This window comes from Stenotrophomonas sp. GD03930 (genome assembly GCF_029839665.1).
Taxonomy (GTDB): domain Bacteria; phylum Pseudomonadota; class Gammaproteobacteria; order Xanthomonadales; family Xanthomonadaceae; genus Stenotrophomonas; species Stenotrophomonas forensis.
This window is the reverse complement of sequence record NZ_JAOCAV010000001.1, coordinates 468,340-495,031: the sequence shown is the minus strand read 5'-3', so window position 1 is coordinate 495,031 and position 26,692 is coordinate 468,340. Positions and strand designations below refer to the sequence as shown.

Genomic DNA, 26,692 nt, shown 5'->3' with positions numbered 1-26,692 from the left:
TTTCCAGCGGCTGCCGATTTCCCGGCTTACCGACTACCTTTCGGAAACGTCAACATGGCCGCTGGCTACAGGGTGAAAACAGTTCGGTTCGAGTCTGGAGAGCGACTTCCGATGCTTCTCTGCAAGGAATCGGGATCCCCCCTCTGGCATCCAAACCTATTTCTGGTTACCGAGCTTCGGGCAGTTGGCCTGGCCACCAACACGCTCGAGCACGCGGCCAGGGCTGTGATGATTGGCCATCAAGTGTTTCGTCATCTCGGTATAGACATTCACGATCGAATCAATGACGGTCGGCTCTTTACCCTAGGAGAGGTGGAGTTGCTCACCAAGCTGGTTGGATTGCGGCAAGAGGAACTCGACGCTCTGAGCCAGATGGATGAGTCACCCCGAGCGGTGGTGTCTAGGGTCGTAACGCTGGAGCAGGCCCGAATGCGCCCCACGGTGAAAGCGCCGGCTCAGGTGGGTGCCGACACGAAGGCAACCCGTATGGCATACATTCGCGACTACATCTCCTGGCTAACAGCCGGTCGGCGCCTGAAGCTAGAGGTAGGACATCCTCACAATCACAGCTTGCTCGAGGCCACTCAAACTTTCGTCAGCCTTATCAATGCCAGAATGCCCAGCCGCCATTCCGCGCAGGCTAGCCGTCAGGGGGTAGACGCGGAGGTCCGTGCACGCATTCTCGAGGTCATTGATCCCGACAGTGCGGACAACCCCTGGAAGAACAGGCACGTCCGGGTTCGCAACCAACTTATCTTCCTCTGGCTACTCCTTCTGGGCGTTCGTAACGGCGAGCTGCTTGCTACCTACGCTAGTGACGTCAACATTCGGACCGGGGAGGTCACGATCGTTCGGCGGCCTGGCAACCCCGAAGAGCCGCGAAAAAGCGCGCCGCTTGTCAAAACGCGAGGTCGCCTACTTGCACTGAGTCCTGATCTGGCGAAGTTGATCCAGAGTTACATAATGGGGGAACGAGCAAAGATCAAAGGTGCGCGCCGCCATCCCTATCTCTTCGTGGCGACGGGAACAGGCCAGCCGCTGTCAAAGCCGGCGCTCAACAAGCTTTTCAGGGAGCTGCGTAGCAAGGTCCCCGGTCTTCCTGATGACCTCTCACCACATGTCTTGAGGCACACCTGGAACGACGACTTCTCTGATCTCATGGATAGCCGAGGTGTGTCTGCAGAAGACGAAGAAAGGATGCGGACCCAGACGATGGGCTGGTCACCTAGGTCGAAGATGGCTTCGCACTACACGAAAAGGCACGTGCAGCGAAAAAGCAATGATGCGTCGCTGGAGATGCAAGCCAAGTCCTTTAGCCGCCCAGTGAGGAAGAGCAGGTGACACATGACCCGTTGTATCAGCAAGAAGCTAGCGAGGCGCGTGCACTCACTGTATGGGTAGGCAGTCGCACTAAGTCGGGCATCGAGTTCGATCCAAGCGCCGATATCTGGGCATACCGCGATGGTGTCAATAACATTCATTTAGACTTCGATCAGCTGCCAAACGCTTCGCCCGCGCTGCGTAATGGTGCCAAGTCCGTACTGACGTGGTATGCAGAGAATCGTTCTCCCGACCATCTAAAGAATATGTTTCAAAGGCTGCAGCACTTCCTACGTGCTACGCCTATGCAGGTTTCCAGCATCACAGCCGTAGATTTGCTGAACTACCGTGCGGGCCTCCATCAGTCGAAGGAATGGTACTTGGGGTCCTTCGCGGGGTTCCTCCGCAAATGGGTCCAGCTGGGCTACCCAGGGGTCGGTGAAGACGTCGAGCTGCTTCTCAAACAATTGCGGCTCAAGGGCAATGACAAGGGTGTGTCAGTACTTACATGGGATCCACATGATGGTCCTTTCACCCATCTCGAAGAAGAAGCGCTGCAATCAGCGCTCAATCAAGCATATGCAAAAGGTGATGTGTCTACAGCGGATTTCACCTTGGCGTGGCTTTTTATCCTATTGGGTCAGCGCAGCAAGCAGTACGCGTCCTTAAAGGTCTGCGATGTTAGGGTGGAAACAGATGCTGATGGGATGCTGAAGTATTCCATCCAGATGCCAAGCGCTAAGAAGGGTGCCAATTTTTCGCGTGCTCAGTTCGTAGAACGCCCGCTTGTCGAGCAGTTTGGTGAGCATGTCAGTTCGTACGCTGAGAGCGTTCGCGCACGCTTCTGTTCGATCCTAGACGATACAGGGCAAGCCCCTCTCTTTCCCTCTGTGCGCTCGAAGGGGGGTGCCCAAGGATTTGAATTCCATCGGACTTCCGTCATGATTGGCCGGACGATTACGGCCGTTCTCGAAAGCCTGTCAGTCGTCTCCGAGCGCACGGGTAAGGCGATGAGCATAAGCGGTGTCCGATTCAGGAGAACGATCGGAACGCGAGCTGGAGAAGAGGGGTACAGTCCTTTGGTCATCGCCCGACTTCTCGATCACACAGACACCCAGAATGTTGGCGTTTACTCGGCCAGTTCGCCTGCAATCATCGAGCGCATTGATCGTGCCATTGCCATGGAGATGGCTCCCTTGGCCCAGGCGTTCGCGGGAACGCTTGTGGAGGGATTGGGCGAGAATACGTCGAAGCGCGTAATCGATCTTCGTATTGATCGAAGCGGTTCCCCTATGGGCGATTGTGGAACACACGGATTCTGCGGATTCAATGCTCCGATCGCCTGTTACACCTGCACCAGCTTCGAGGCGTGGATGGATGGGCCACATGAGGCGGTACTACAGCACCTGCTTGACCAGCGTGAAAAGCAGCTCAGGCATTCTGATAAGCGCATCGCTTCCATCAATGACCGAACCATATTCGCAGTTGCGGCCGTGATAGAGGGATGCCGCCAGGCTAAGGTGCGTCGTTGCTCACTCGGTGGAGCTAAAGCCTGTGGCTAAAGTAGTTCTCTTCCAGCCGCGTAGTGAGCGAAATGCCGAGCAAAATGTCTCTGCGTTTATCGCTCTGTGCCGGAATGAGTTGACCATCTTTGGTGCCGAGCTTGCCTTCGATGAAATGGCATGGGAGATCGCGGATTCTGTCAGAATCAAAGCTAAGCGAGGCGCGTTTCGCGCTATTTTTAGCTCATGGGAATCAGTTAACGAGCGCGTACCACGCCCGATGCCCGAGCCCTTCGGTTCGTTCGCCAAGTCCTACCTTCGATATCAGCATGGGATGCGGCCAACGAAGTGTATAGGGTTTCGGCTCGCCTCCCTGCGAGCATTGGCGGCTGTACTGGAAGATCAGGGGGCTTGTAACGTCGCATCTGTCACTGCGGCGACCTTTAATAGAGCGGCTCTACTCATCCGGGCCAAGTTCAGCCCATCTGCGGGCTATCGAGTCGGTTCACAATTGGAGATGCTTGCGTCGTTCATTGATGACAATCGCTTAGCGGCTGTCCCATTGCGGTGGTCCAATTCCATACCTCGCCCGACGGACGCGAACGGTAGGGTAGGAGAGGAGTTCGAGGCTGCACGACAGGCTAAGCTTCCCAGCCCCCGCTCGTTGGAATGCCTAGCGCTGGCCTTTCGCGCGGCGAGCGAACCTGCTGATCTGTTTGTAACGTCGGCGGCGGGGATCATGTGCTCGGCCCCGGATCGGGTGAATGAGGTTTTGCTGCTTAGGGCGGAGCCTGAGGTCACAACAGCTCGTCCCGATGCGTCGCCGGCATATGGGCTGCGGTTCTGGCCTTCCAAGGGTGCAGACCCCATGGTCAAGTGGGTTGTGCCATCTATGAGTTCGGTCGTGCGCGAGGCCGTGAGAAGACTCAATGAACTATCTGCAGAGGCGCGTCGCGTGGCGCGCTGGTACGAACGCAATCCCAAGTCGATGTTCCTCCCATCACATCTCGAGCATTTGCGCGGCGGTGACTTGTCAATTGCAGAGCTCGGCGAAGTCCTTTTTGCAGAATCGGCGTCGCCCGCGAGCACTAGGGCGTGGTGTTTGGGTAATGGCGTGCCTCTCGAGAAGCGTCGCGGCAGAACTGTGATCAAGTTCTCGGATGTTGAGGCTTCTGTCATCAGCTTCCTGCCCAGAGGATTCCCATGGCTGGATGTCGATTCTGATCTGCGGTACAGCGAAGCGCTTTGCGTGGTTCGGCGTAATGAGTTGCATCGGACCAGGCGTACGTTCCGTTGCGTCATCGAGGCGCCAGATCAGGACTTTATTTCTACTGGTCTTGGTGGTCGTACAGAGCACGGAGTCAAGTCCGTCTTCGATCATCTGGGCTACTTCGATTTGGACGGATCTCCAATCGTCATTCGTACTCACCAATTCAGACACTATCTGAATACCTTGGCTCAGGCCGGTGGCATGAGTGAACTCGACATCGCAAAGTGGTCGGGTCGGAATGATGTTCGTCAGAATGACTCATACAACCACGTCTCTGATCGCGATGTTCAGGCGCGGCTTGTGGGGCTGCGGCAGGAAAGGCAGCGCGAGTCGGTGACTGAACTGGCGGTCGAGCCGCTGCCGCAGGTCCGCGTTAGCCTAATTCCTCGAGAGAAGTTCGCGGAAATGGGCATCCAAGCCGCCCACACGACCGATTTCGGATTCTGCGTCCACGACTTCGTCATGTCTCCTTGTTCCTTGCATCGGGACTGTGCGAATTGCAACGAGCAAGTCTGCATTAAGGGGGATGAGGTGGGCGAAGCAAACGCGCGATCTAAGCTGGCTGAAACTGCAGCTCTTCTGGGTGAAGCGGAAGTCGCCGAGGCTGGTGGAGCCTGCGGCGCATCACGGTGGGTTGAACACCAGAGATTGACGCACTCCAGACTTCTAGAGCTGATCAAGATCTTGGACGATCCCGCGGTGGCACGCGGCGCGTTGATTCGATTGAATCATGTAAGGCCTGCATCACGGTTGCAGCAAGCGAAAGAGGCACGCCGGTCACTAACGCATCGAGACGAGGGCTCAGTGCTTATGGAGTGGAAGGTTGAAGTGGAGGGGTCTGCATCATGAGTAGAGCAAAGAACCTCAGTGATTCGGATGTTGCGAAGATTGTCGGGATCCTTGACGGCTGGTCTGGCCGTTTGACCTGGGAGGGACTGCTGGATGCCGTCGAAAAGCATCTCTACGCAAGGTATACGCGGCAAGCCTTGCATAAGCACGCTCGAATTCAGGCTGCTTTTGAGCAGCGCAAGCTTGCACTAGCTAACGGTGATCGTCGCCAGCGATCCTTTGAGAACTTGCCAGAGATGCAGGTGGCGATGGATCGTATTGCCCGGTTGGAGGGCGAGCTCGCACGGCTCGAAGCGGAGAACGCTCGCTTACTTGAACAGTTTGTCAGATGGGCATACAACGCCAGTGTCCGAGGCCTAGACGACGTGTACCTTAATTCGCCGTTGCCAGTGGTCTAGCATGCGGGTGCGGGTGCGGGTGCGGGTGCGGGTGTCGTTAGCAAAGCAGAGCGCTCCGTCACTAAGAAGGGTTGATTTTCCCCATAGGTGAGCGGTGCGAATTTCTGGGGGGCATGTCTTCCCTTTATGTGTGTAGAAGCAATGATTTTTTTTAGGTCTACGAGGTGCAAGTCGATTCGTGTTTCGGAAGTAAATTTGCACTTGCCCACAACCGATAGGATTTAGGTCATGAAGAGAGAATGGATCCTCCAGACCCGGGAGACGCGTCGGCGTTTCGACAACTCCACGTGGGTTCCCCTGCGCGCATTGGAGACGCTGGAGGACCGCGGAGCCGACCCGCAGACTGTTGGGTACGTCAGCGAGTTCTTTGGCTGCGGATCTGTCGCATTTCCTCCGGAGCACCGTGAGAGAGCAGAGCGCTTGAGTTGGGGGCAGATAGGGATATCGCACAGCGTTCGGCCGTATGCCTACGTTGATGGGCACTATTCTCCTGTCGATGAGTTCGAGTACAACGACAGGGAGCCCCTCGGGGTTGAGCTTGTGTACGAACATGACCAGCCAGTGGTTGGCGGTAGGAAATGGATACTTAGCCCTGATCTGGTGATCGCACTTCGCCTAGTGAAGGATGGAAACAGCTGGGTTCGTCCTGAGGAAGACTTCGTTGAGGTGGTTCGTGAGAAGTTGGAGGAGGATGGAAGTCATACGTCCATCGAGATTAAGCGTGAGTTCCTGCTCGACTACTTGGCCGCGAGGGGCTTGGCGCTGCGGCTGTCGTACTACCGCAGGCGCATTGAGAACGTTCCATCGTTGATCGGGACCGAGTACGAAGAACTCGTAGATGTCGATGAGGAAAGGGACGGAGGGAGGTTCGAGCTCAGGCTTCGCGAGCTGGACCGCGTCTTTGGAGGGAGCTGGGCTTCATTTCGCGTCTGGAGGACGGATGTGGACCCAGAAGAAGATGCGCCTGTGATGGGGCCGGAGCGCGACGACAATACCGAGTCTGAGCAGAGGCAGGGGCAGAGAGGTGGATATGTGGGGGTCAGGGTCGAGGGAGAGTTCTGGCGAGACGAATGGATCGATCACAAGGGACTTAGCGTGCGTGTCAGAGGTGACGCTGACTCTGCGCTCCCGCACTTCGTGACGGAAACGGACGGTACTCGCGTAGCTTCCCAGGACCTGAAGGACGAGGATATCGGCCGATGGCTCTGGTTCCGTCCAGGTGTGGTAAATGAGCTACTAGCCCACAGAGGATTCTCCTTAAAGTGGTACACCCGGGAAACTGGGGCGATCATATCCACATCGGGGTATCAGACGCATTTTGGGATCAACTCAGCGGATTTGTTGACCATCTATGCGTACGACATTGCAAAATTGCCAACTTGGGAGCAGCACGTATGGGCGTCTAACAACGTTGCTCCGGAAGGGAAGGTATCTCCAGAGCTCTTAATGTCCCAGGTCGAGGCGCGTCCTGCCTCGACAGATGCATTCGAGGAGCTGCTGTTCCAGACTATGCGGCTGCTTGAGAGAAGCTTTAAGGAGCGCTATGGGATATCTCTTTTCACTCATGAAATAGATGATCAAGCCGCGATGCAGGTCGTGACGAGGTTTGTTAGCGCGGATAGGTCAACACTTCTTCGGCTTGCAAAAGAATTAGTGCGAGTTTTTTCCGACCGACTCAACGTGCGTGAGCTGCGTAAAATCGCTGCACGCTCAGACAAAGACAAGCTGGGATCCAACAAGTTGCTTGAAGATGTGCTTGCTCAGAAGGTCGGCGTTGACAAGGCACGAGGCGTGTTTAGCGTGGTAGCCGGGGTATACGACATGCGCCTAGCCGACGCGCACCCAGCCAGCGACAAGGTGGCCGATGCTCTGAAGCTAGCAGGGATTGATACAAGCCAGTCGTTCCTGAAACAAGGGGAGCAACTCATCTACAACTTTGGGAGCACGATCTACATGGTCGGCAAGCTGATCTTTGGGGAGGATGAACAATAGAGGCTCCGCAGAGCCCGATGCTCCAGCTGGGAGGCGAGGATCAGTCAAAGCGTTAACAACCATCCGCTAATTGGGTAGTCTGTTGACAGTATTTCGCCGCCTCGGGACGGAATGTTCATCTGCACAGGGTTTTTTGCTCTCGTTGTCAAAAAAGGTAGCCACTTCCCTTCTGATTTTTAGTAGCGCAGCGATGCGAATAGACCCCAGTAAGCAATTTTGCTTACTGGGTTTTTTTTCGCGCGGAGATTCCCGCTTCCTGCTAGTCTGAAGCCAGTTTTTTAGCGGGTTGTGGTCCACGAAATGACACAATTCATCTTCTCGCGGCGTGATTTGCAGGAATGCATCAAGCGCCTGCAGCACGTTGTCTCTCGCGAGCAGCTTTCCGGAATAATCAAAAAGCTCAATACGCCCAACGAACAGCGCCTGCCCACTATGTGGGAAGTGGTTGTATTGGACGCGTTTGCACAGGTAGCCTCAGTTCGTCATGAAGTTCCCCTCCCCTCAGGGAAGCGCCCAGATCTTCTGGTTGATTACCAATCAAAAATGGGGAAGAACCTTACGGTTGTCGGCGATATTCTTGCGATTTCCGACAGGGGCTTGGACGAGAACAATCCGGTCGACGTGATTCTTGAGCAAACCCCCGTCCTCGCGAGAAAGTATGGTGTCGATCCTGTAAGGCTCGCTTATAGGATCAATGGCGAACGAACGGGGAAGCGAGGTCAGGTCAAAGTCCAGCTTGCTATTCCGAACAGGGGCCAGATGATTGCGCTCCTGCATAGCGAGGTCGTGCCGTGGCTAAAAGCGATCAGCAAGAAGCCGCATCAGAAGGACACGTTTAAACCCTCCGAGAAGAAGTTCGATTTCTCAATTAATTACAATCCTGCTCAAACGAGTACCATGGCAAGCTACACCAGCTACGATGTCGCGCCCTCAAAGGAAGTTAATCCGCTCTACAAGGCGCTCAAAGCGAAGACTGGCCAGCTAGAGGGGTCTCATGAGGGCACATTTAAGCTCTTGGTGGCCTGCGATGGTGATTGCGGGCTGTTTCGTAGCAGTGCGTCGATGGCATCGATGGGCGGCACCTTCACCGGCCGACAGGTCGTCGACCACTTCTTGACCAAGCACTCCAGCATTGATGGAGTGCTTCTCATTGGCGTTGAGGAGAAGCGCGACTTCTTCTCCGGCCGGACGGACAGAAAACTGCGCTTTGACCTCAGGGTGCGCACCTCAATTGATCTTAAGCGCCTCATATACCCCTACGCGGAAGTGGACGAACTGATTCGAAGTGCCTCGATTAATTTTCCAGAACCGCACCTAGCGCCTTATAACGCAGCTCGTCGCTGCCTAGATCAAGAGGCCAAGCACAGAGTACAAGGCCGATATAGGTTAACCACTAGTGGAGTAGGAGGCATGAGCGTTGGCATTTCTTCTCGGGACTTAATGCAATTGCTATCTGGAGAGTTGTCACAAGAAGAATTCTGCAAGGCGTATCAGTTCGATGGCCGGCACGTCAATCCGTTTGCACTCGCCGTCTCTCAGGGGCGCTTGATCCAGAGTGCCTCATTGAGCAAGTTGCATGACGATGATGACCTGGTGACCTTTGAATTTGGTGAGATTGATCCGGCCGTAGCGCCGTTCTTTGTTCCTGTGGATTAGCCATCCCTGCGCAATGCCCGCTTTGCAGTGCGGGTCGTGGCTGGTTATCGATCTGCTGATTGAGCGCTATGGATAGCGGACTAGCCCTTGGGTGATCTACTGATTCGGTCACATCTGTTGAAAATGATCAGTGGCCGTTCCCATCAGGTCATTGATTATAATTGATTTTTCGATAGCTACAATTTGGAGGTAGGCTCCCCCATGTGTGCACAACCGTTCTGACAGACAACGCATTGAAGCGTGTGTAAAAGGGGCTCGTAACCATCTGGTTGCGGGCACTTTCTTCTATGCAGAGATTCGGCGATGGCAACGGCGGAGCCAGGTAGACACCCGGCGTGTTCCTCTTCCTTCAGGACCGGGCAGTATCTTCCCGGGGGAGAAAAAGAGTCCGATCAAGGCCTTCTTCAAGGATCGGCAGAACGGTCAAGACGCGATAGCCACTTGGGCAGACGGTAAAGGCCGCATTGCTTGCTGCGTTCTATAGGCTGCGAAGTAAATGCAGGGCAGAGATTACCTACGGATCCAAGGAATGGAATATGCGGAAGAACATGGCGCCTGCACGCTTTGTCATTGCTCCACTACGGGCTGGGAGTACCATCAACGACTGCTGATATAGCGACGATCCCGGTTGTGACAACGGCTTCTCCGCATCCGGATGCAGTGATGCCGCGGGAAATATGCGCTGCTTGGACGTATGACATGACTATCAACGGGTGCCCCAAGTGATGAAGAATGCGCTTCTCTCCATAGCGTTGTTCACAATGACCCCTGTGACCGTGATCGGTTGCCAGAACGATGGAGCGGGAATTGAATCCGTGCCTGCAGTCGCTTTGACCTCCGAACGTACCATGGACGTACAGGCGAGCGGGAAACTCGGAGCCTACGCGCTGTTCGACGGTGCTAAGGACTCAGGCACAGCAAGTTGGGACCTGTACCTGCGGAGCTTGCATCAGGATGACCGAAGGTACTTGGAGGACATATCAGATCGTTACTTTGGAACGGTGCATTTTTCGGGCGCGGAAGATCGCGAAGCGTTGCTCAGGCTGGGCTTCCCACTTCCTGAGGAGTGGCTGGCAGCAAAAGGTATGAGTGAAGCTGAGCTGAGAGCAATGAGCGATCGCGGAGACCATAAAGCCGAGATATTTCTTGTTGATCGGCTGCTGGCAAAAATGGCCGCAGTTACCGCGCAAGCCGGCGCGGAAAACTACCTGGAGGTGGTGAAAGCCCTGCCAGAGGCAGCGCGACCCTCCGTGGACAAGGATCGGCTGGAGGTACTCAATCGCTCTGCAGATGTTTTCTCGGAGGGGCCAACGCCCTTCGCCGCCTATCAGTACGGAGTCGCCTTCTCCGCCGCGACGGGAAGCCCGGAGCCCATTCCCGCTGCCATGGCGATGGCTGCAGAACTGGGGGATCGGCGGGCAGAGACGTTGATGGCTGACTACGAAGCGAGATCACCTGCTGGCAATCAGAAGCTGGTGTCACAGCTGCACGCCACCATGAGGAAAATGGCGAAGCGGCCAGCGCCTTAGATCCAGCCAATGAATGGTGCGACTCTCGTTTCTCTGCAGAACGAAAGCCCCGCTCATGCGGGGCTTTTCTTTTTCCGCGACTCCTACGGAGTTGTGCCTCGCAGCATTGAATTTCTTGCAGCGCAACTTGCAAACCGGCAATTCCCTCCCCTATGGTGCAATCGATTGCATTGCTGTGAATCGTTGCGTTTGATACCGGTTGGGAGGCCGGAAGGTGGATGTCCATCCATTCGATCAGACCGGCCCCGGCGACGGGGCTCACGCGGCGCGATGCGTTGCGCCTTGCGGTTGCCGGCGGCATCGGCCTGGGTGCGGCAGGCGTGCTCCCTGCCTTCGCAGCCGATGCGCCGCTCAAGGGCCACCTCAAGCATTCCGTCGCGCGCTGGACCTTCCCGCAGTTGTCGGTGGCCCAGCTCTGCAGCACGGTGAAGGACATCGGCTTCGCCGCCATCGACCTGGTCGGCCCGGAGGACTGGCCGACGCTGAAGGCCCATGACGTGTACAGCTCGATGTGCAACGGCGCAGAGCTGGGCCTGACCCAGGGCTTTGCTGGCCGCCAGTTCCACGATCAACTGGTGGAGCGCTACACGCGGCACATCGATCTGGTCGCCGATGCCGGCTATCGCAATCTCATCTGCTTCTCCGGCAACCGCAACGGCATGGACCCGCAGGACGGCATGGCCAATGCCGAGGCGGGACTCAAGCGCATCCTCGGCCATGCCGAGAAGCGCGGCGTGGTGTTGGTGATGGAGCTGCTGAACTCCAGGGTCGATCATCACGACTACCTGTGCGACCACTCCGCTTGGGGTGTGGAGCTGTGCCAGCGGCTCGGCTCGGACAACTTCGGCCTGCTCTACGACATCTATCACATGCAGATCATGGAAGGCGACATCATCGCCACCATCGGCAGGCATCACGCCTGCTTCAAGCATTACCACACCGCGGGCGTGCCCGGCCGGCACGAGATCGGAGACCAGCAGGAACTCCACTATCCGGCCATCTGTCGCGCGATCCGCGATACCGGTTTCGAGGGCTATCTGGCGCAGGAATTCATGCCTGCGGCGCCAGACCCCATCAACTCTCTGCGCGAGGCGATCCGCCTCTGCGACGTCTGAAACGATATCCACCCAGGTGAGAAACCCATGGCAGATAATCACTACGACGCCATCGTTGTTGGCTCGGGAATCAGTGGCGGTTGGGCGGCAAAGGAACTGACCGAAAAGGGTCTGAAAGTCCTGATGCTGGAACGTGGCCGCAACATCGAGCACGTCAAGGACTATGTCAACGCGATGAAGGAGGCGTGGGACTTCCCGCATCGCAACCGGCCGACGCAGGCGATGAAGGCCGACTTTCCGGTGCTGATGCGCGACTACGGCCTGGCCGAAAACCTGGAAGGGATGTGGGCCAACGAGCAGGACTCGCCCTACATTGAGACCCAGCGCTTCGACTGGTTCCGTGGTTACCACGTCGGTGGCCGCTCATTGCTGTGGGGGCGGCAGAGCTATCGCTTCTCCGACCTGGATTTCGAGGCGAACCTCAAGGACGGCATCGCGGCCGATTGGCCGATCCGCTACGCCGACATCGCGCCGTGGTACGACCATGTAGAAAAGTTCGCCGGCATCGCCGGCACGCGCGAAGGACTGGACGTGTTGCCGGACGGCGAGTTCCTGCCGCCGATTCCCTTGAACATCGTCGAGAAGGATGTGGCCGCGCGGATCAAGAAGGCCTTCGGCGGAACGCGCCATATGATCCACTCGCGCACCGCCAACATCACCAAGCCGATGCCCGAGCAGGGGCGCGTCAACTGCCAGTACCGCAACAAGTGCATCCTGGGTTGTCCCTTCGGTGCCTATTTCTCGACCCAGGCGGCGACGCTACCGGCGGCGATGAAGACCGGCAATCTGACGTTGCGGCCGTTCTCGATCGTCAAGGAAGTGCTCTATGACAAGGATCGAAAGCGTGCGCGCGGCGTGGAGGTCATCGATGCCGAGACCGGCCAGACCTACCAGTACACCGCCAAGATCATCTTCCTCAACGCCTCCTCCTTCAACTCGACCTGGCTGCTGATGAACTCGGCCACCGATGTCTGGGAGGGCGGCCTGGGTTCCTCGTCCGGCGAGCTGGGGCATAACGTGATGGACCATCATTTCGGAGCGGGTGCTTCCGGCCGCGTCGAGGGTTACGAAGACAAGTACTACTTCGGCCGTCGTCCGTGCGGCTTCTATATTCCGCGGTTCCGCAACGTTGCCGCCGACAAGCGCGGTTACCTGCGCGGGTTCGGCTACCAGGGCGGCGCCAGCCGCACAGGCTGGTCGCGCGAGATCGCCGAGCTGAACATCGGTGCCGACCTGAAGGACGCGCTGACCGTGCCCGGTGACTGGCGCATCGGCATGACCGGGTTCGGTGAAATGCTGCCGCACCACGACAATACGATCCGCCTGGACCGCGAGCGCAAGGACAAGTGGGGACTGCCGGTGCTGGCGATGGACGTTGCCATGCGCGCCAATGAACTGGCGATGCGCAAGGACATGGCCGCCGACGCCGCCGAGATGCTGGAGGCGGCCGGGGTCAAGGACGTGAAGATGCACGACAACGACTACGCGCCGGGCAAGGGCATCCATGAAATGGGAACCGCACGCATGGGCCGTGATAGGAAGAGCTCGGTATTGAACCAGCACAACCAGGTCTGGGATGCACCCAACATCTATGTCACCGACGGTGCCTGCATGACCTCCAGCGCGTGCGTGAACCCGTCGCTGACCTACATGGCGCTGACCGCCCGCGCCGCCGACCATGCCGTGCGCGAACTGAAAGCGGGGAACCTCTGATGGATCGCCGCGAACTGCTGAAGATGATCGTCGCTGCCACGGGTGCGGCCATGGTCGGTCTGCCTGCGCTGGTGCAGGGCAAGGCACTGGCTGCCGGGGTGATGCCTGCGTTCTCCGACGCCGATATCGCCTTGCTGGACGAGATCGCCGAGACGATCCTGCCACGGACGAAAACACCGGGAGCGAAGGATGCCGGTGCCGGCCGGTTCATGGCGACCTTCGTCACCGACTGCTACACCGCCCGGCAGCAGGCGACGTTCCGCGCCGGCCTCGCCGATATCGACGCGCGCTCCGGTGCCCGCTTCGCATCGCTCACGCCAGACGCCCGTACCACGCTGCTGCGCACGCTGGATGCGGAGGCAAAGGCACGCACGGCCGAGGTGACCGAGACGGGCACTCCGGAAGAGGGCGAGGCGATGCCGCATTACTTCACGATGCTCAAACAGCTGGCCATCTTCGGCTTCTTCACGTCGAAGGTCGGTGCGACCGAAGTGCTGCACTACGTTGCGGTACCGGGTCGCTACGATGGCGACCTGGCCTATGTTGCCGGCACGCCTGCATGGGGGACCAGCTGATGGAGCGCTGCATGATGATCAAGCCGCTGCTGATTGCGGCCGGTGTACTGGCCGCCGGTTCCGTGTTCGCACAGGAGGGCGCCGACCCTGCGCGCGATCCGAAGAAGACCGAGGTGTGGACGCCGGTGCCTGCAACCGTGGCCACGCCGCCAGGCAAGGCGCCGTCCGACGCCATCGTATTGTTCGATGGCAAGGATGTCTCGGCCTGGGAGTCCGAGCAGGGTGGGCGCGTGCCCTGGAAGGTTGCTGATGGCGCGATGACTGTCGTGCCCGGCAGCAAGGGCATTCGCACAAAGCAACGCTTCTGCGATGTCCAGCTGCATGTTGAATGGCGCACCCCAACCGACACGAAGGGTTTCTACGGGCAGAACCGCGGCAACAGCGGCATCTTCCTGCAGGAGCTGTATGAGCTGCAGGTGCTGGACAGCTACAACAACCCGACCTATGCCAACGGCCAGGCGGGCTCGATCTACAAGCAGGCCATGCCGTTGGTGAATGCCTCGCGCGCGCCAGGCGAGTGGCAGGCCTACGACATCCTCTGGAAGGCACCGCGCTTCTCGGCGGGCGGTGGGCTGGTGTCGCCCGCGCGCATCACGGTGCTGCACAACGGCGTGCTGGTGCAGGACGACACCGTGCTGGCGGGAAAGACCGAGTACATCGGTGCACCTTCCTATGCGCCACACACGTGCGCACCGCTCTACCTGCAGGAACATGATTCCAGGGTCAGCTACCGCAACATCTGGGTGCGCGAACTGTAGTGGCATACGGCCGGCGTGGTCGCCGGCCGCTTACTTCGCCAGGTAGCTGGCGATGTCGTTGATTTCCTGCTGCGAGAGCTGGGAGAAGGGCGGCATCAGCCCACCGCCCTTGCTGATCTTTTCCTTGATCTGCGCCGGTGCCATGCGCTTGCCGATGTCGGTGAGCGCCGGGAATGCGCCCGGCATGCCCGCACGATCGGCGCCGTGGCAGGCCACGCAGTTCGCGGTGTAGAGCTTTGCACCCGCGGCCGGGTCGTCCTTGCACCAGGCGGCCGTTGCAGAGCCCAGGCCGCCCAGGGCCACGGCCATTGCCAGGATCATTTTCATGTGGGGCTCCTTCATGCGTCAGGGCTGCGCACGGGCGGGCGCATTGACGGTCAGGTGTTCACGCAGGTAGTCCGCGCCGGTCTGGATGACCTTGGCCGGATCGCGTGGTTGGTCATGTTCGACGATGTACCAGTGCACGCCAGCGGCGGCTGCGGCCGGCAGGATCGCGTTCCAGTCCAGCACGCCCTGGCCGACCGCGGCGAATCCGCCCTCGTCTTCGGCGTGGCCCTTGGGAGCATTGTCCTTGGCGTGAACCGCGAAGACATGCCCGCGGAACCTGCCCAGCATCGCCGCAGGGTCCAGGCCGGCACGCGCGACCCAGGCCAGGTCCAGCTCGGTCTGCAGGTCGGGACCGGCGGCGGCGAACAGCAGTTCCAGCCCCGTCCTGCCGTTGAAGTCGACCAGCTCGAAGTCGTGGTTGTGGTAGGCCAGGTACATGCCCTTGGCCCGCACCTGTTTGGCGATGCGGCCCAGTTCCTGGCCCAGTGCGGTCCAGCCTGCGGCATCGGCCGGCCGGTCCTTCTGGTCCAGGTAGGGCACCACCAGCGTGCTGTTGCCGATCGCGCGGTTGAAGGTCACTACGCCGTCCAGGTTGTTGCGCAGCTCGGCCAATGGCACGTGCGACGAAATGGCCCTGATCGAATAGCGGTCCAGCAGCTGCTTGAGGTCCGCCGCGCTGGTGTTCTGCGTGCCGACCGTTTCCACCGCATGCACGCCCGCGTCGTGGACGATCTTCAACTGCTGCTCGAGCGAGCCGGCGTTGCGCAGGGTGTACATCTGCACCGCGATCGGCTTCTGCGTGCCTGCCACTTCGCCCGCGAAGGCGGGCAGGGCTGCGAGCAGCAGCAGGACGAGGCCTGCGGTTCTACGGACAGGGGCTTTCATCAAGAGATCCTCCCGGGTTTCAAGCGATGGTGGTCCAGGCGCGTGTCCTGGCCGATGTGATGACACGGTCGACGATCAGCGCCGAGCGCAGGCCATCGTCGAAGGTAGGCAGCCCCTCGGGCCGCTCGCCGTCGATGGCGCGATAGGTGTCGGCGACAAAGGCCTCGAAGCACTGGGCGTAACCCTGTGCGTGCCCGGCCGGCAACACCGACAACCGGCGCTGTTCGGCACTGCCGGCTCCCGGCCCACGCACGAAGGTTTCTTCGCGCTGGTCGGGCCACCCGATCCACAGCCGCTCGGCATCTTCCTGGTTGAACGCCACGCTGGCCCGGGCGCCATCGATCTCGAACCAGAGACGATTGCGGCGTCCGGCAGAGACCTGGCTGACGGTCAGTGATACCAGCGTGCCGTTGCCGGTGCGGAACATCGACGCCGCCACGTCCTCGCTGGCGACCGCCTGCATCGCACCGCCGGCTGCCGGGGTGCTGAAACTCTGCGCGCCGGAGGCGCTGCGCTCGGCGATCACCGTGTCGAACGCCGCGCTGACCTCGGCGAAGCGTTCACCGCTGACCCATTCCACCAGGTCACACCAGTGCGAACCGATGTCGGCGAACACACGCGAAGCGCCGCCCAGCGCCGGATCGACGCGCCAGTTGTTGCTGGCCGGGTCCAGCAGCCAGTCCTGCAGATAGCTGCCATGGATGAGGTGCAGGGGGCCGATGTCGCCTGCGGCGATGCGCGCGCGTGCTTCCCGCACCACCGGGTGGTAGCGGTAGACGAAGGGAACCGTGGCGACCAGCCCGCTCGAGTTGGCCAGTGCGGCCAGCGCCTGCGCGTCGTCCAGCGTGGTTGCCAGCGGCTTCTCGCAGACCACGTGCTTGCCGGCCCGCAGTGCAGCTTCGGCCATGGCCCGATGCAGGTGGTTGGGCGTGCAGACGTGCACGACCTGCACCTGCGGGTCGGCCACCACCTCCTCGATATCGCGATAGCCGCGCGGGACACCCCACGCCTGCGCTACCTCGGCGGCGCGCTGCGCGGAAGAGGCGGCCACGCCACGGATCTCGGCACCGGCCAGCAAGGCGGCGCGACGATGCACGGCCGCGATCATGCCGGTACCGATGATGGCGATTCCAGGCTTGGGCATCGGCTGCAGTCCTCAGGGCGTGGACGCTGCGGCCGCAACCACCGGCCGGTCGCGGAACAGCAGCAGGAAGGCGATCAGCACGATGAGTGCGACGCCGGCCGGGAACAGCCAGATCTGCTGCCAGTCGGGCCCTGCGGCGGTGGTGTAGTGCTCCACCACCGCGCCGGACAGGAAGGTGCCGATCAGCATGCCCACGCCATAGGTGGCCAGGGTGATGAAGCCCTGCGCACTGCTGCGTGCGTCGGGGCCGGCATGGGCATCGGTGTAGATCTGGCCGGTGACGAAGAAGAAGTCGTAGCAGATGCCATGCAGCACGATGCCGATCACCAGCAGCGAGAAGCCACTGCCGGCATCGCCAAAGGCGAACATGCCGTAGCGCACGACCCACGCTGCCATGCCCACCGCCAGCATCGTCTTGACCCCCAGCCGCACGAACAGGAACGGCATGGCCAGCATCAGCAGCACTTCCGAAACCTGGCCCAGCGACTGCAGGCCCGCGGCGCCGCGCACGCCCAGATCGTTGAGATAGGGGTTGGTGAAGTTGTAGTAGAACGAGAGCGGGATGCAGATGGCGATGGAGGCCAGGAAGAACACCAGATAGGAGCGCGACTTCAGCAGCCGCAGTGAATCCAGCCCGAGGATCTGACCCAGCCCGGCGTCGCGCTGCCGGGCCAGCGGCGGCGTGTGTGGCAGGGTGAAGGCATACAGGCCAAGCAGCAGCGACGCCAGCGCGGCCATCTGGAAGGTCAGCTCGAGCCGGTGTGCCTGCTCCCAGCCCATCCAGCCGATCAGCACGCCGGCGATGATCCAGCCGATACTGCCGGCTACGCGCACCAGCGGGAACTGCTTTTCAGGCGATTGCATGTGCCGCATCGCCACGCTGTTGGCCAGTGCCAGCGTCGGCATGAACAGCAGCATGTAGCCCATCACGCAGGCGGAGAATGTGGTGAAGTCCGTCGCGGTGGACGCCAGCCACAGCAGCACCGCACCGGCCAGGTGCAGGACCGCGAGGATGCGCTGCGCCGCGAAGTAGCGATCGGCGATCAGCCCGACCAGGAAGGGCGCGACGATGGCCCCGATCGACTGACTGAGGAAGGCGGTCGCGACCTGGCTCGCGCTGGCCTGCAACGGGCCCTGCACCAGGTACGTGCCCAGGGTGACGAACCACGCTCCCCAGATGAAGAACTGCAGAAACATCATCGCGCCCAAGCGCGACATGGCGTGCGTCATGGCTTGCCCTCCCGGGGCGGTAATGACTCAGATTCCCAGCATGCGATGCAGTGAAGCGGCGTGGGTGCCGCTGTCGGCGAAATCATCGAAGGCGCGTTCGGTCACGCGGATGATGTGGTCGCGGATGAAGGCAGCGCCTTCGCGCGCGCCGTCCTCCGGGTGTTTCAGGCAGCACTCCCACTCCAGCACCGCCCAGCCGGGAAAGTCGTACTGCGCCATCTTCGAAAAGATCGCCTTGAAGTCGATCTGGCCATCGCCGAGCGAGCGGAACCGGCCCGGACGATCGATCCAGTCCTGGTAGCCGCCATACACGCCGCTGCGGGCGCTCGCACGGTACTCGGCGTCCTTGACGTGGAAGATGCCGATGCGGTCGTGATAGCGGTCGATGAAGCCCAGGTAGTCCATCTGCTGCAGCAGCAGGTGGCTGGGGTCATACAGGATCTTCGCCCGCGGGTGATGATCCACCACGTCGAGGAAGCGCTCGAAGGTGGCGCCGTCGTGCAGGTCTTCGCCGGGGTGGATCTCGAAGCACAGGTCCACGCCGCAGGCGTCGAACGCATCCAGGATCGGGCGCCAGCGGCGGCCGAGTTCGGCGAAGGCTTCGTCCACCAGGCCGGGCGGGCGCTGCGGCCAGGGATAGAAGTACGGCCAGGCCAGCGCACCGGAAAAGGTGGCGTGCGCGGTCAGTCCCAGATGCTGGCTGGCCTTGGCCGCCAACATCAGCTGATCGACCGCCCAGGCCTGGCGGGCGGCGGGGTTGCCGTGCACCGCAGGCGGTGCGAAGCCGTCAAAGAGGCTGTCATAGGCGGGGTGGACGGCGACCAGCTGTCCCTGCAGATGGGTCGACAGTTCGGTGATCTGCACACCGTATTCGGCCAGCATGCCGGCAACATCATCGCAGTAGGCCTGGCTGTGTGCTGCTTGGGCCAGATCGAACAGGTGGGGCGCCGTGGTGGGTACTTGTACGCCAGAATAGCCCAGCCCCGCGGCCCATCCGGCCAACGTGTCCAGCCGATCAAAAGGAGCTTTGTCGCCGATGAACTGCGCCAGGAACAGCGCTGGACCCTTGAGCGTCTTCAAGATGATTCGCCCTCGATGCAATCGATTGCATTACCCTAGCATGGGCCTCCCGCAGACCCGTTGTGCAGTGCACAGCGGAAACAAGAGCTGAAACCATGGCAACCATCTACGACATCGCCAAGCACGTGGGCGTCTCTGCCGGCACGGTGTCGCGGGCGCTCTCCCGGCCGGACAAGGTGCTGCCCGCCACGCGCGCGCGCATCGAGCAGGCGGCTGCCGCGCTCGGCTACGTGCCCAACACGGTGGCCAGGACACTCAAGACCCAGCGCAGCGGCAAGATCCTGGTCACCGTGCCGGATATCGCCAATCCATTTTTCGCCCAGATCCTGCAAGGCGCAGAAGAGGCGGCACAGGCGGTTGGCTACGCGGTGCTGCTGGGCGATACCCAGCACCAGCCCGACCGCGAGGAGCGCTATGCGCAGATGCTCCGGCGCAACGAGGCCGACGGCATGATCGTGCTGGGGCATCGATTGCCGCCGACGGCGCGTGAGATCGTGCAGCAGCGCGGCGCCGCCGCACCGGTGGTCAATGGATGCGAGTTCGACCCTGCGCTGGGCATTCCCAGCGTCCACATCGACAACGCGGCAGCTGCACGCGCGGTGATGGAACACCTCTACGGACTGGGTCACGAGCAGATCGCCGTGGTCGGTGGGCCGCCCGACAACCCTCTGCACCAGCAGCGGCTGCAGGGCGTCCGGGCCGCGGGCAAGGCGCGCGGACGGCTGCGCCAGCAGCGCATCGTGCCAGGCGACTTTTCCGTGGAATCCGGCCATGCGGCGGCAATGGCGTTGCTGGACGTGGCACCGGCACCGACCGCGATCTTCTGCTTCAGCGACCAGATGGCGCTGGGCGCCCTGGCGGCCTGCCGTGAGCGCGGTATCCGCGTGCCGGACGACCTGTCCATCGTGGGGTTCGACGACCTGGCGTCCTCCCGCTACCTCACGCCGCCGTTGACGACCATCCGGCAGCCGATGCGCGAGATCGGCGAGCGCGCGGTCAAGCTGCTGCTGGCGATCATCGAGCATGCCGATGTGCAGCTCCAGCAGACGCTGGATTTCAGCCTGATGCTGCGGGGCTCGACGGCGGCGCCCAGGCCAGGTCGCGACCTTGATCCCTTGATCCCGAATTGACGCCAAGCTGTCAGACTCACGCCAGGCAGCCCGGCACGCGTCGAGGTGGAGTGCCGGGCTGGAGTGCTGGGGTGGAGTTCTGAGATGGAACGTGCGATCGCGCAAGGGGGTCGGCAATGCCGTTCTTGACTGACTCGACCGAGGTCGCGGTCGAGGGCATCGGCGCGGCGCGGCGCATCGGCTGGATGCGCTTCGTGGGCAATGGCCTGGGCGCGATCCCGATCGCCTCGATCATCCTGGAACGCCATGACGGTGCGCTGGCCTGGGTTCTGCTGCTGCTCAATGCACTGGCCTGGCCCGCGCTCGCGCTGCTGCTGACCCACCGCTCCCGGCAGCCTGCCGTGGTCCAGTTCCGCTGCATGGTGGCCGATTCGTTGTTCGGCGGTGGCTGGATCGCCTTCATGGGGTTGAGCGCGGTGCCCAGTGCACTGTTCGCGGCGCTGCTGGTCGCCGACAAGATCGCTGCCGGCGGCGTGCGCCTGGCGATGCGCGCCACGCTGGCACTGGTGCTGGGTTTTGCGATCACCTGGTGGGCCCTCGGGTTTCCCTATCAGCCGGTGACCTCGCAACGCACGATCGTGCTCAGCGTGCCGTTCCTGTTCGTCTACGGCATCGGTCTGAGCATCCTCAGCTGGCAGCTGGCGAGTCGGGTGAAATCGCAGAACCGGCAGCTGCAGCGCTTGAGCCGGATGGACCCGTTGGTCGAACTGGCCAACCGCGGCTTCCTGATCCTGCGTGCGCAGCAGGCGCTGGACAAGGCGCAGCGGCAGGGCGGCTTTGCCTGCTTGCTGATGCTGGACGTGGATGATTTCAAGCGCATCAATGACTCGCATGGCCACCGCGCCGGTGATGAGGTCCTGCGGCACATCGCCTCGACCCTGCGCGCGTTTGCCCGGCCGGGTGATACCCCGGCCCGCCTCGGTGGCGATGAGTTCGTCGTGCTGCTGCACGACTGCGCGCCGGTGGATGCGATGCATGTGGCCGAGCGGGTGCGCCTGCACCTGCTCGAGGCCGCCCGCCAGGCCACCCCGGGCGTGGAGTTCAGCGTCAGCATCGGCATTGCCGCCACGCCGCGCGGCGGTAGCGTGGAGGACTGGCTGGCGCAGGCCGACCGGGCGCTGTACCACGCCAAGCGGCAGGGCAAGAACAACGCCAGCTACGGCGAACACGGCGCCGCCCAATGACGGCGTAACGGCCGTTCATCCTGCACACGGAATCGCACGGCCAATCCTCTACCATGGGCCACCCCGCCCGGACGTGCCCCCCATGCAAGACGCCCTTGTTGTGCAGCCCAAGCCCCCCGTTCCGCGGATCGCGGCCTGGCTGATGATGCTGCTGGGCATGTGGCTGGCGCTGAAGCTGGGCCTGGTGGTGACGCTGCTGTCGGGCCTGCTGGTGTTCCAGCTGACCCACCTGCTGGCTTCCACCGTGGAAGGCCGGCTGCCACCGGGTCGGGCGCGGGCGATCGCGGTGATCGTGCTGTCGGCGGTCATCATCAGCGCGCTGGTACTGGCCGGGATCGGCGTGGCCTCGTTCTTCCGCAACGAGACCGGCGGGCCGGACGCGCTGCTGGCACGGCTGATGGACATCCTCAATTCGTCGCGGCACCAGGTGCCGGCGCTGTTGCAGCCCTACATTCCCGAAGACATGCCGGCGCTGCGCGCAGCGCTGAACGACTGGGCCGCCGAGCACCAGCGCCAGCTGGGCGTGGCCGGTACCTCGGTGGTGCAGGTGGGCGTGCGCGTGCTGATCGGCATGGTGCTGGGCGCGATGATCGCGCTGTATGACGAGTTGCCGCTGCCGAAAATGGGGCCGCTGGCGCAGGAACTGATCGGCCGCACCAGCCGCCTGGCCACTGCGTTCCGCCAGGTGGTGTTCGCACAGGTGAAGATCTCGCTGCTCAACACCGTGTTCACCGCCATTTTCCTGCTGGGTGTGCTGCCCTTGTTCGGGGTGCACCTGCCGTTGTCGAAGACGCTGGTGCTGATCACCTTCGTCGCCGGGCTGCTGCCGGTGGTGGGCAACATCATCTCCAATACCATCATCACCATCGTCGCGTTGTCGGTGTCGTTCTACGTGGCGGTGGCGGCGCTGCTGTACCTGATCGTCATCCACAAGCTGGAATATTTCCTCAACGCGCGCATCGTCGGCGGCGAGATCCAGGCGCGCGCCTGGGAACTGCTGCTGGCCATGCTGGTGATGGAGGCGGCGTTCGGCCTGCCGGGGCTGGTGGCCGCGCCGGTGTTCTACGCCTATGTGAAGCGGGAACTGGTGGATCAACGCTGGATCTGACCCCGCTGACGTGACGGATCTGTTTCGGCGAGCCGGGTGCCGCCTCTTGGCGGCACGTTCGCGATGACTGGGGTATACGCAGGGGCAGGGGCTGCGTAGTGCTGGCTTGGCACTGCCGGGGCCGCTCAGTACAGTGATCCGCACGTCAGGGGAAAGTTGAATGGCCGGCAAGGTATCGCCCATCGGGTTGCGGACCTGGGTCTGGATCCTGGCGGGGCTGTTCGTGGTCTGCACCCTGCCGCTGATGGTCATCGCCCTGGTCCAGGGCACGATGCGCTATGCCGCCGCCGAGGACAATCTGGTCAGCCTGCGCCAGCTGCGGCAGACGTTTGATCTGGCCAACCTGGTCTCCTCCGAACGTGGCCCGGCCAACAGCCTGCTGGGCGCGCGCGCGGACGACAGCACCGAGCAGGCGCGGCTGGCCATGCAGCTGGCCGTGGTGCGGCGGCAGGTCGACGCCGCCATGCTGCAGCTGGACACCGCGTTCAAGGCACATCCGGGCGAGGTGGATGCACATGCGATGCTGGCCGATGCGCAACGCCGCCTGAAGTCGGCACGTGCCAGCGTGGACCGGGTGGCGGCGCAGCCGCAGGACGCACGCCGGGTCGAAGACGTGGAGCGCGCGATCAGCAGCATGTTCGCGGTGGTCGACCGCCTGCATCTGCTCATGTCCGCACAGATCAACGTGCTGGTCCGCGCCGATCGCGAGGCAGCGATTCCGGCGATGCAGGGCCAGGTGCTGATCGACCTGCGCGAGCACGGCGGGCGTTTGGCGTCCAACGTGATGGCGCCGGTGGCGGTGCCGGGTGCCTGGCGCAACGAGCAGGTGCGCGCGGCGCTGCAGACCGAGGGCCGCCTGCTGGAGCTGTGGCGGCTGGCCGGCAGCCACGAGGCGGTGTTCCGCAGTGACCCGGCGTTGTCCTGGCATTGGGACATGGCGCGGCGGCAGTTCTTCGGTGAATCGTTGCCGATGGTCGAGCAGCTGATCGAAGATGGCCGTCGCGGTGTACCCCCGCCCTGGACCGCCGCCGAGTTCACCCGGCGCTATGTGCCGACCTTGCAGTCACTGGAGGCGCTGCGCGATGGCTACCTGAGCGTTGCCATTGCCCGCTTCGAACATACCCGCAACCGCGCCGCCATGCGCCTGGCGGTACTGGTGGCGACGGTCGTGGGTACGCTGGTGGTGCTGGGCGTGGCGCTGCGCATTGCCCATGTGCAGATCCTGCGGCCCCTGCTGCAGGCGCAGCGGCAGGTGATCCAGATCGCCTCCGACGCGCCGGGGCCGGAGCAGCACGTCACCCATCCGCTGGCGGAAATGCAGCGCCTGTTCGATGCGATCGAAGTCCTGCGCGAAACCTCGCGCGAACGCTCGGCGCTGACCAGTGAGCTGCGGCAGCTGGCGGGTACCGATGAACTGACCGGGCTGTTGAACCGCCGCGCGCTGGACCAGCGGGTGCAGCAGCGCCATGCCGAGGGCGTTGCGGCGGCGGTGGTGATCCTGCTGGACGTGGACCGCTTCAAGTCGATCAATGATGGCCATGGGCATGATGCCGGCGACGAGGTACTGGTGCAGGTCGCGCAACTTCTGCAGCGCCACCTGCGCCGCAGCGACAGCATCGCCCGCTACGGTGGCGAAGAATTCCTGGTGCTGCTGGCCGGTGGCGATCTGGATGCCGGTCGCCGGCTGGCCGAATCGCTGCGGTTGGCGCTGCAGCAGCTGGACATCAGGGTGGGGGGCGGCACCGCGCTGCGGGTGACCGCCAGCTTCGGCGTGGCCGAGGGCGGTACCGACGCACTGGGCTGGCGCACCCTGCTGCGCGCTGCGGATGCGGCGATGTACCAGGCCAAGGCACAGGGCCGCGACCGCGTGCGCGTGGCCGGTGGGGGACGCACCTCACGTTGACCGGCCACGTTCATCGCCGGCGCACGTGGCACGCCCTACACTGGCGGCCCGATCGCTGCAGGAGTCCACCATGACCGTGCGCCCCATTGTCATCGCCGCGCTGCTCGCGGGCCTGCTGGCCGGCTGTGCCAGCCTTGCATCGAAGACCACGGCCGATGAACCGCGGCCTCCCTCGATCGCGGGCGGCATGAGCCCGGTGCCTGCGTTCACCGGTGGCGGGGCAGGGTGGAGCATCGAGATCGCGTCCACCGGCAACGGCAACCACGATGCCAGCCTCAGCGCCGATGGCCGTGCCCACAAGGGTACGTTGCGCTATCTCGGGCAGCCGGCCGATGCGCCCAGTTCGCTGATCGTGCTCAATGGTGAGCTGGACAGGCAGCCCGCCGTTGTCGAGATCAAGCGCGAGTCGTGCCGCAATGCCGAAGGTGTCGACACCCTGGCCAGCGTGCAGGTGACGATGGAAGGGCAACCGCAGCGACGCGGTTGCGGCCACCTCGCGGTGTACTGAGCCGACCGGCAGCATGCTCGATATTCCCACCCTGCACACCGCGCGCCTGCGGCTGCGTCCGCAACAGCTGGATGACTTCGGCATCTATGCGGCGTTCCTTGCGTCGCCGCGCGCGCGCGGCATGGGCGGTCCATTCGATGAGGTTGCCGCGTGGGGCCAGTTCTGTCATGACCTGGCGAGCTGGCATCTGTTCGGCCATGGTGCGTTGATGATCGAACGGGCCGACACCGGTGCCTGCATCGGCCAGGTGGGTATCAACCATGGCCCGCTGTTTCCGGAGAAGGAACTGGGTTGGCTACTGTATGACGGCCACGAAGGGCAGGGCTTCGCCACTGAAGCGGCCGAGGCACTGCGCGACTGGGCCTTCGTGGTGGCACAGCTGCCGACGCTGGTCAGCTACATGGCGCCCGACAACCTGGCATCGCAGGCCGTTGCGCAGCGGCTGGGCGGCGTGCTCGACGCCCAGGCCGTGCGCAGTGATGCCGATGACCTGGTCTATCGTTACCTGCGCTGACGCCTAGCCGCCGGTGGCCGGTGCCTGCACGGGGCGGCCGAGCGCTTTGGCGACGCCCTCGCGCTTCTCGACCAGGAATTCCATCAGCGCGCGCACGCGGGGTGGCATCTGCTCACGCGATGGCACGTACAGGTAGAAGCCGGGGAACGGCGCGGACCATTCCGGCATCAACCGCAGCAGGCGCCCATCTGCCAGCATCGGCTGCAGTGACAGGTCGATGTGCTGCATCACGCCCAGTCCCTGCAGCGCGGCGCGGATCATGGCTTCGTCATCATTGGTGACATAGCGTCCGCGCGGTTCCACTTCAAAGTCGTGTCCATGCTGGCCGGGCGTGCTGAACTCCCAGGCATAGACCGTGCCGCTGCCGGTCTGGCGGTAGCCCAGGCATTCATGCCCGGCCAGTTCGGCGGGCGTGCTGGGCGTGCCATGCCGGGCCAGGTAGGCCGGCGAGGCGACCACCACCATTTCCAGCATCGGCGTCACCGGCACGGCGATCATGCCTTCGGCCAGCCGTTCCCCCAGCCGGATGCCGGCGTCGCAGCCTTCGGCGACGATGCTGGACAGGCCATCGTCCATCACCAGCTCCACGCGCAGCTCGGGGTAGCGCGCGAAGAATTCAGGCAGGTGTGGTTCGATCAGCGTCTTGGCGGTCAGGCGTGCGGTGTTGATGCGCAGCAGGCCGGAGGGGGCGTCATGGCTGGCGCGCAGGTCGCGTACTGCGCTGTCGATGGTGCTCAGCGATGGCTGCACTGCGTCGAACAGGCGCTGGCCTTCCTCGGTCAGCGACATCTCGCGGGTGGTCCGGTGCAGAAGGCGCACGCCCAGTTGCTTCTCCAGCGTCTTCAGGCTCTGCGACAGCGCGGGGCGCGAGACCCCCATCTCTTCGGCCGCCTTGGTGAAGCTGCGATGGTGGGCAATGTGGGCAAACCAGGCCAGCTGCGGCAGCAGGGCCGGGTTGATCGCGGTGGGGGCACTCATGGGGGCTCGGTCGGGCGCCACGCC

23 protein-coding genes are annotated in these 26,692 nt (G+C 62.3%); 17 read left to right on the top strand and 6 right to left on the bottom strand.

All coding sequences use genetic code 11. The features are described from left to right. The first annotated feature begins 54 nt into the window (after positions 1 to 54). The 11 genes from N5C18_RS02320 (at position 55) to N5C18_RS02270 (ending at position 14,677) form a co-directional block, all read left to right on the top strand. Positions 55 to 1,341 carry a tyrosine-type recombinase/integrase gene (locus tag N5C18_RS02320; RefSeq protein WP_279943745.1) on the top strand — a complete coding sequence of 429 codons (1,287 nt, stop codon included), beginning with the start codon at positions 55 to 57 and terminating at the stop codon, positions 1,339 to 1,341. Continuing rightward, the gene (locus tag N5C18_RS02315) at positions 1,338 to 2,882 is read left to right on the top strand and encodes a site-specific integrase (RefSeq protein WP_279943744.1); all 1,545 of its coding nucleotides are present in this window, start codon (positions 1,338 to 1,340) and stop codon (positions 2,880 to 2,882) included. The genes N5C18_RS02320 and N5C18_RS02315 overlap by 4 nt, the downstream gene beginning before the upstream one ends. Before the next feature lie 808 nt (positions 2,883 to 3,690). Further along, positions 3,691 to 4,941, top strand: coding sequence for a hypothetical protein (locus N5C18_RS02310; RefSeq protein WP_279943743.1), 1,251 nt, complete (start codon positions 3,691 to 3,693; stop codon positions 4,939 to 4,941). After that, positions 4,938 to 5,339: a hypothetical protein gene (locus tag N5C18_RS02305; protein ID WP_164124417.1), complete on the top strand. Its 402-nt coding sequence runs from the start codon at positions 4,938 to 4,940 to the stop codon at positions 5,337 to 5,339. The genes N5C18_RS02310 and N5C18_RS02305 overlap by 4 nt, the downstream gene beginning before the upstream one ends. 228 nt (positions 5,340 to 5,567) lie before the next feature. Next, positions 5,568 to 7,331: a hypothetical protein gene (locus N5C18_RS02300; RefSeq protein WP_279943742.1), complete on the top strand. Its 1,764-nt coding sequence runs from the start codon at positions 5,568 to 5,570 to the stop codon at positions 7,329 to 7,331. A gap of 300 nt (positions 7,332 to 7,631) precedes the next feature. Then, positions 7,632 to 8,987, top strand: a complete 1,356-nt coding sequence (locus N5C18_RS02295; protein ID WP_279943741.1) for a hypothetical protein — start codon at positions 7,632 to 7,634, stop codon at positions 8,985 to 8,987. A gap of 725 nt (positions 8,988 to 9,712) precedes the next feature. Continuing rightward, the gene (locus N5C18_RS02290) at positions 9,713 to 10,516 is read left to right on the top strand and encodes a hypothetical protein (RefSeq protein WP_279943740.1); all 804 of its coding nucleotides are present in this window, start codon (positions 9,713 to 9,715) and stop codon (positions 10,514 to 10,516) included. Positions 10,517 to 10,734: 218 nt separating this feature from the next. Continuing rightward, positions 10,735 to 11,631, top strand: a complete 897-nt coding sequence (locus tag N5C18_RS02285; protein WP_279943739.1) for a TIM barrel protein — start codon at positions 10,735 to 10,737, stop codon at positions 11,629 to 11,631. Positions 11,632 to 11,658: 27 nt separating this feature from the next. Then, entirely contained in the window at positions 11,659 to 13,344 is a 1,686-nt protein-coding gene (locus tag N5C18_RS02280) for a GMC family oxidoreductase (RefSeq protein WP_279943738.1), read from the top strand. Beyond that, positions 13,344 to 13,919 carry a gluconate 2-dehydrogenase subunit 3 family protein gene (locus N5C18_RS02275; protein WP_053508345.1) on the top strand — a complete coding sequence of 192 codons (576 nt, stop codon included), beginning with the start codon at positions 13,344 to 13,346 and terminating at the stop codon, positions 13,917 to 13,919. The genes N5C18_RS02280 and N5C18_RS02275 overlap by 1 nt, the downstream gene beginning before the upstream one ends. Continuing rightward, positions 13,904 to 14,677 (top strand): DUF1080 domain-containing protein, encoded by a 774-nt coding sequence (locus N5C18_RS02270; RefSeq protein WP_053508343.1) that lies wholly within the window; start codon positions 13,904 to 13,906, stop codon positions 14,675 to 14,677. The genes N5C18_RS02275 and N5C18_RS02270 overlap by 16 nt, the downstream gene beginning before the upstream one ends. A 30-nt stretch (positions 14,678 to 14,707) precedes the next feature. On the opposite strand, the gene N5C18_RS02265 is transcribed toward N5C18_RS02270, so the two are convergent. From N5C18_RS02265 to N5C18_RS02245, 5 genes are read right to left on the bottom strand one after another with little or no spacing between them, the layout of a single operon-like run. Then, positions 14,708 to 15,004, bottom strand: coding sequence for a cytochrome c (locus N5C18_RS02265; RefSeq protein ID WP_040008546.1), 297 nt, complete (start codon positions 15,002 to 15,004; stop codon positions 14,708 to 14,710). A gap of 18 nt (positions 15,005 to 15,022) precedes the next feature. Continuing rightward, positions 15,023 to 15,889 carry a sugar phosphate isomerase/epimerase gene (locus tag N5C18_RS02260; protein WP_279943735.1) on the bottom strand — a complete coding sequence of 289 codons (867 nt, stop codon included), beginning with the start codon at positions 15,887 to 15,889 and terminating at the stop codon, positions 15,023 to 15,025. Between the two features lie 19 nt (positions 15,890 to 15,908). Continuing rightward, positions 15,909 to 17,033: a Gfo/Idh/MocA family oxidoreductase gene (locus N5C18_RS02255; RefSeq protein ID WP_279943734.1), complete on the bottom strand. Its 1,125-nt coding sequence runs from the start codon at positions 17,031 to 17,033 to the stop codon at positions 15,909 to 15,911. Between the two features lie 12 nt (positions 17,034 to 17,045). Beyond that, complete coding sequence (locus tag N5C18_RS02250) at positions 17,046 to 18,263, bottom strand: nucleoside permease (protein WP_008265176.1); 1,218 nt, start codon at positions 18,261 to 18,263, stop codon at positions 17,046 to 17,048. Positions 18,264 to 18,290: 27 nt separating this feature from the next. Further along, the gene (locus N5C18_RS02245; protein ID WP_279943732.1) at positions 18,291 to 19,343 is read right to left on the bottom strand and encodes a sugar phosphate isomerase/epimerase; all 1,053 of its coding nucleotides are present in this window, start codon (positions 19,341 to 19,343) and stop codon (positions 18,291 to 18,293) included. 95 nt (positions 19,344 to 19,438) lie between these two features. Here N5C18_RS02245 and N5C18_RS02240 point away from each other — a divergent pair, with 95 nt between their 5' ends. The 6 genes from N5C18_RS02240 (at position 19,439) to N5C18_RS02215 (ending at position 25,690) form a co-directional block, all read left to right on the top strand. Next, on the top strand, positions 19,439 to 20,473 hold the full coding sequence (locus tag N5C18_RS02240; RefSeq protein ID WP_164085650.1) for a LacI family DNA-binding transcriptional regulator: 1,035 nt from the start codon (positions 19,439 to 19,441) through the stop codon (positions 20,471 to 20,473). Between the two features lie 116 nt (positions 20,474 to 20,589). After that, a complete protein-coding gene (locus tag N5C18_RS02235) occupies positions 20,590 to 21,657 on the top strand; it encodes a diguanylate cyclase (RefSeq protein ID WP_279943730.1) in 1,068 nt (355 codons plus the stop codon). A gap of 82 nt (positions 21,658 to 21,739) precedes the next feature. Continuing rightward, positions 21,740 to 22,765, top strand: coding sequence for an AI-2E family transporter (locus tag N5C18_RS02230; RefSeq protein WP_279943729.1), 1,026 nt, complete (start codon positions 21,740 to 21,742; stop codon positions 22,763 to 22,765). A gap of 160 nt (positions 22,766 to 22,925) precedes the next feature. Then, on the top strand, positions 22,926 to 24,668 hold the full coding sequence (locus N5C18_RS02225; RefSeq protein WP_279943728.1) for a GGDEF domain-containing protein: 1,743 nt from the start codon (positions 22,926 to 22,928) through the stop codon (positions 24,666 to 24,668). Positions 24,669 to 24,738: 70 nt separating this feature from the next. After that, positions 24,739 to 25,176 (top strand): hypothetical protein, encoded by a 438-nt coding sequence (locus tag N5C18_RS02220; protein ID WP_053508329.1) that lies wholly within the window; start codon positions 24,739 to 24,741, stop codon positions 25,174 to 25,176. Between the two features lie 13 nt (positions 25,177 to 25,189). Continuing rightward, positions 25,190 to 25,690 (top strand): GNAT family N-acetyltransferase, encoded by a 501-nt coding sequence (locus N5C18_RS02215; protein ID WP_049458896.1) that lies wholly within the window; start codon positions 25,190 to 25,192, stop codon positions 25,688 to 25,690. Between the two features lie 3 nt (positions 25,691 to 25,693). On the opposite strand, the gene N5C18_RS02210 is transcribed toward N5C18_RS02215, so the two are convergent. Continuing rightward, a complete protein-coding gene (locus tag N5C18_RS02210; RefSeq protein ID WP_180880564.1) occupies positions 25,694 to 26,668 on the bottom strand; it encodes a LysR family transcriptional regulator in 975 nt (324 codons plus the stop codon). Positions 26,669 to 26,692 lie beyond the last annotated feature (24 nt).